Origin of the sequence: Trebonia sp., assembly GCF_049794275.1 — a bacterium.
GTDB lineage: Bacteria > Actinomycetota > Actinomycetes > Streptosporangiales > Streptosporangiaceae > Trebonia.
Genome location: NZ_JBARCR010000160.1, coordinates 1 through 3,759 on the forward strand (window position 1 = coordinate 1; position 3,759 = coordinate 3,759).

The following is a 3,759-nucleotide window of genomic DNA, read 5'->3' on the forward strand; positions in this document are numbered from 1 at the left end:
CGGATAGTCTCAGAGCACGAGACGTCGGGTACTGGAGTGACCACGCTCGAGGACGTGCTCGCGGTGGACGCCTGGGCGAGGGCCCGGGCGCGAGAGCTCAACAGGTAGGAGGAGCCACAGGTGGACCAGATCGGCTGGGTCATCTTCCTGGTTGCCCTGCTGTTCTCGGTGATGCTGCACGAGAGCGGCCACTTCGTGGCCGCCAAGCGGTTCGGCATGAAGGCGACGAAGTACTTCATCGGCTTCGGGCCGACCCTGTGGTCGACCACCCGCGGCGAGACGGAATACGGCATCAAGGCCCTGCCGGTCGGCGGCTACGTGAAGATCATCGGGATGACCTCGCTCGACGAGGTGGATCCGGAGGACGAGTCGCGCTCGTTCCGCCAGGCCCCGGCGTGGCAGCGGCTGATCGTGCTCGCCGCGGGGTCGTTCATGCACTTCGTGCTCGCGGCGGTGATCATCTTCGGGCTGGCCATCGGCATCGGCATCGAGAACGACAACACTACCCAGCTTGGCACCGTGGCGGCCTGCGTGCCGCAGTCCGCGACTGCCTTGAACGACGGCGCCGCGTGTACCGCGAGCGACCCGAAGTCGCCGGCCTTGCTGGCCGGCCTCAAGGTCGGCGACCAGGTGACGTCCTTCAACGGGGTCCCGGTGAGCAGCTGGACCCAGCTCGAGAACGTGATCAAGGATGCCAAGCCCGGGTCGGTCGCCGCCATCACCGTCGAGCGCGACGGGCGGCCGGTGACGCTGCACGCCAAGCTGGCCGATGTCAGCGGCCACGGCGGCTACCTGGGGATCGCCGCGACCACCGTGTTCCAGCCGACCAGCCCGCTCGGCGCCATCCGGTATACCGGGAGCGGCTTCGCCCAGGTGATCACGGGCTCGGGGAGCGCGCTCGCCCAGTTGCCGAAGGCGATCCCGTCGCTGTTCGCCAAGGACCGCTCGCAGACCGCCGCGGGCAACGTGAGCAGCGTGGTCGGCGCAGCCAGGGAAACTGGCCAGGCGGTGGCGGCCAACGTCGGCTGGCAGTACAAGGTCAGCTTCGTGCTGCTGCTGATCGCGTCGCTGAACATCTTCGTCGGCATCCTCAACCTGCTGCCGCTGCTGCCGATGGACGGCGGCCACGTGGCGGTCGTCCTGTGGGAAGTGATCAGGCGCTGGCTCGCCCGGCTGCGCGGGCGGGCCGACCCGGGCCTCGTCGACTACCGCAAGCTGGTCCCGGTGAGCTTCAGCATTTTCCTCGTGATTGTTTTCTTCGGGGTGATGCTTATCCTCGCGGACATCGTCAATCCGGTGAACATTGGGTAGCGACCTGACGTATGGGTCAGGGTGTGCGGTTGGCCGGCCGCGTGACTGGGTGAGAATAGACTCCGTGCCGAATTCCCGACGGGATGGAATCCTCAATGAGCGTTGACCTTGGCATGCCAGCAACCCCTCCGGCGCCGCTGGCCGAGCGCCGTCAGTCACGCCAGCTGATGGTGGGCAGCGTGCCCGTCGGCGGCGGTGCGCCGGTAAGCGTGCAGTCGATGACCACGACGCTGACCGCGAACGTGAACGCGACCCTGCAGCAGATCGCCGAGCTCACGGCGTCCGGCTGCCAGATCGTCCGGGTCGCCGTGCCGTCCCAGGACGACGCGGACGCGCTGCCGGCGATCGCGAAGAAGTCGCAGATCCCGGTCATCGCCGACATCCACTTCCAGCCCAAGTACGTGTTCGCGGCGATCGACGCCGGCTGCGCGGCGGTCCGGGTCAACCCGGGCAACATCAAGCAGTTCGACGACAAGGTGGCCGAGATCGCGCGGGCCGCGTTGGACGCCGGCACCCCGATCAGGATCGGCGTGAACGCGGGCTCGCTGGACAAGCGGCTGCTCGCCAAGTACGGCAAGGCGACCCCCGAGGCGCTGGTCGAGTCCGCGCTGTGGGAGTGCTCGCTGTTCGAGGAGCACGGCTTCCGCGACATCAAGATCTCGGTGAAGCACCACGACCCGGTGGTGATGATCCAGGCGTACCGGCTGCTGGCCGCGAAGTGCGACTACCCGCTGCACCTCGGCGTCACCGAGGCGGGGCCAACGTTCCAGGGCACGATCAAGTCCGCGACCGCGTTCGGCGCGCTGCTGGCGCAGGGCATCGGTGACACGATCCGGGTATCGCTGTCCGCGCCTCCCGTCGAGGAGGTCAAGGTCGGCATCGGCATCCTCGAGTCGATGGGCATGCGGCAGCGCAGCCTTGAGATCGTCTCCTGCCCGTCCTGCGGGCGCGCCCAGGTCGACGTCTACAAGCTGGCCGAGGAGGTCACCGCGGGACTGACCGGCCTGGAGGTCCCGCTGCGGGTCGCGGTGATGGGCTGCGTGGTGAACGGTCCCGGCGAGGCCCGCGAGGCGGACCTGGGCGTGGCCTCGGGCAACGGGAAGGGGCAGATCTTCGTCAAGGGCAAGGTCATCGCGACCGTGCCGGAGTCGCGGATCGTGGAGACCCTGATCGACGAGGCGATGCGGCTGGCAGAACAGGCCGGAGAGCAGGACGCCGAGCCCGGCCAGCCGATCGTGACTGTCTCTTAAAGCTCCCAGGCTTAGGCGGCGGGGGGACATCCGTCCCCCCGCACTCCCCAACGGGCCGAACGGCCCTATACGAGAACCTCGCCCACCTGGGTGGTGAGGATCGCCTGCGCGTCGGCCGACAGCAAGCTGTCGGTGACCAGCACGTTGACCTCGTCCAGGGTGGCGAAGGAAGCCAGGCTGACCACGCCCCACTTGGTGTGGTCAGCGAGGACGACGACCCGCCGCGCCACCTTGATGAGCGAGCGGTTGGTCTCGGCCTCGGCCAGGTTCGGCGTGGTGAGGCCGACTTCAGCGTCGATCCCCGTGCAGCCGATGAACAGCGTGTCGAAGTGCAGCGACCGGATCGTCAGGTCGGCCACCGGGCCGACGAGCGCGTCCGAGGTCGCGCGCATGCCGCCCGTCACGAGCACCGAGGTGCCGTCGGGGCCGCGGTTGCCGGTGTACAGGTTCGCCACCCGCAGCGAGTTGGTGACGATGGTGAGCCCGGGCACGTCAAGCAGGCACTGAGCCAGCGAGAACGTGGTGGAGCCCGCCGCGATCGCGATCGCGGTGCCGGGCCTGACCAGGCTGGCGGCCGCGCGTGCGATGGACGTTTTCTCCGGGCGCTCAAGGACTAGCCGGTCTTCGAGGCTGGGCTCGTGGGCATTGTGCGACCCGGGCAGCACCGCGCCACCGTGTACCTTTTCTACGAGCCCATCTTTGGCCAGGACCTCGAGGTCCCGCCTTATGGTCATGTCGGAGACGCCTAGTTGTTGCGTCAAGTCACTGACCCGCGCACTGCCGTCACTCCTAACGGCCTGCAAGATCAGGGACTGGCGATGTCTAGCCAGCACTCCCTACCCCCCTCAATGTGTTCCGAACAGTTTAAAGTATGACGCTTGAGCGCCTTGTTCGGTTACGGCCAAGAGTGTCGGAAAGACGCCTTGTCCGCGAGAAGAAACTCTGAACTGAGATCTTTGAGCCAGAACACAGAGTTAATGGCACTGGCAGACGTCGAATTAGCATCGGCGCGTGTCGAATTGATGGCGGTCCGTGTCGAGACCTGTCAGCGCGATGGGGCAAGATGGAAACCGTGTCGTTTCCCCGCCGTCGCGCCGCTGGCGTCGCCACCCTCACCGCACTGGCCGTGACCGTCGCGCTGACCGCCTGCTCCGCTGGCACCGCGGAACCCGCGACCGCCCCGGGCGCGAGCGTAAGC

Annotated in this window: 3 protein-coding genes; 2 read left to right on the plus strand and 1 reads right to left on the minus strand. The window is 67.5% G+C overall.

The window, feature by feature from the left end; translation table 11 throughout:
* Positions 1–120: 120 nt before the first annotated feature.
* Positions 121–1,311, plus strand: a complete 1,191-nt coding sequence (locus tag WA805_RS04610; protein WP_425241716.1) for a M50 family metallopeptidase — start codon at positions 121–123, stop codon at positions 1,309–1,311.
* Between the two features lie 95 nt (positions 1,312–1,406).
* On the plus strand, positions 1,407–2,561 hold the full coding sequence (gene ispG / locus WA805_RS04615; RefSeq protein WP_422275818.1) for a flavodoxin-dependent (E)-4-hydroxy-3-methylbut-2-enyl-diphosphate synthase: 1,155 nt from the start codon (positions 1,407–1,409) through the stop codon (positions 2,559–2,561).
* Between the two features lie 65 nt (positions 2,562–2,626).
* Here ispG and WA805_RS04620 read toward each other — a convergent pair whose 3' ends face one another.
* Positions 2,627–3,394, minus strand: coding sequence for a DeoR/GlpR family DNA-binding transcription regulator (locus tag WA805_RS04620; protein WP_422275820.1), 768 nt, complete (start codon positions 3,392–3,394; stop codon positions 2,627–2,629).
* Between the last annotated feature and the right edge of the window lie 365 nt (positions 3,395–3,759).

What these genes read in the sequence shown, in the direction of transcription:
- ispG (WP_422275818.1), top strand. Translation starts at nt 1,407, where the DNA reads ATGAGCGTTGACCTTGGCATGCCAGCAACCCCTCCGGCGCCGCTGGCC.